We start from the raw sequence: 1,203 nt of genomic DNA on the forward strand, positions 1-1,203 counted from the left end.
ACCGTAAAAGCTGATTAAATCAGAAGAGTGAACACATTTTTAAGGCTGGAGGCTCTAAATGCTTTATAACTGCTGGTAAAATCATAAACTACAGTTGATTGTGGAATTTAGATGCGTTTGCCCTGGGAATACCCCAAAAAATCCTTGACAAATAATGCGGTAATATGATATACTTAATTATTAATAAGGGAAAATATGGTGAGCGTAGCTCAATGGTCAGAGCGAAGGACTGTGGCTCCTTAGGCTGGGGGTTCGAATCCCCTCGCTCACCCCAGAAGAGGCAAAAATATGCACTATGACACTGTATTCAATCGTTCTTTAATTATTTCTACTACCTTTCATATCTGCATAGTCATAATTTTTTTCTTTATTACCTTCCATCCTCCTATTCCTTTATTTAAAACAATCGAAATCTCAATTGTAAGACTTCCAGAAAAAGAAGAACCAAAACCAGAAATTTTAAAACCTAAAATCATGAAAAAAATTAGTGGAGTCGTTAAAGAAAAATCTCGTTTAAAGGTCAAAAAGTTACCACAACCGATTAAAAAACCTATAATTCCTCCTCCAATTAAATCAACCGGAATACAAGAAGTAAAAGAGATAATAACACCCCTCCCTTCCGCCCCGGGAGGGACTAAAATAGATGATTTTCATGGCGAAGTGCCTGTGCCGAAATCAACTACCCCACAAGAAATTATCTCTACTGGTGAAAAAGATACACAGGTAAGTTCAATTCTTCCTCCTCAGGAAGGGAAAAAAGATGGTGAAACAATAGGTCCTTATATTCATATTGGTGGCCCGGCTGGTGAAAGAAAGGTGTTATATCAACCAAAGTTTAAAATCCCTTATTGGTTAGAAAAAAGTGGACAATCCATCAAGGGAAAATTAAAAATCTGGGTTCTACCGGATGGCTCTATTGATAAGGTCGAGCTAGATGAATCCTTTGGTTATGCGGAGATTGACCGATTAGCCCAATCCGCGGTCTATAAATGGCGATTCTATAAACTGCCGTCGGATATTAAAAGAATAGATTGGGGCACGGTAATCATTACGATTAAATTAGAGTAACTGTTCAGCGCAGAGATGATATGATAAAGTGTCAAGTTTGACCTGCGAAAGATTTTATGGTATACTATACAAAAAGTATTAACTAACTAAAATAAGGAGGACAAACTTATGACACAAACAACATATTTACCAAAA

The 1,203-nt window shown here is 36.7% G+C and carries 1 protein-coding gene and 1 tRNA gene; both read left to right on the forward strand.

Annotated features, from left to right (window positions below):
• Positions 1–198: 198 nt before the first annotated feature.
• Positions 199–274, forward strand: a tRNA-His gene (locus AB1414_21195).
• A gap of 14 nt (positions 275–288) precedes the next feature.
• Entirely contained in the window at positions 289–1,068 is a 780-nt protein-coding gene (locus AB1414_21200) for an energy transducer TonB (GenBank protein MEW6609929.1), read from the forward strand.
• Positions 1,069–1,203: the final 135 nt, after the last annotated feature.

The sequence above is a fragment of the bacterium genome, assembly GCA_040755795.1.
GTDB lineage: Bacteria > UBA9089 > CG2-30-40-21 > CG2-30-40-21 > SBAY01 > JBFLXS01.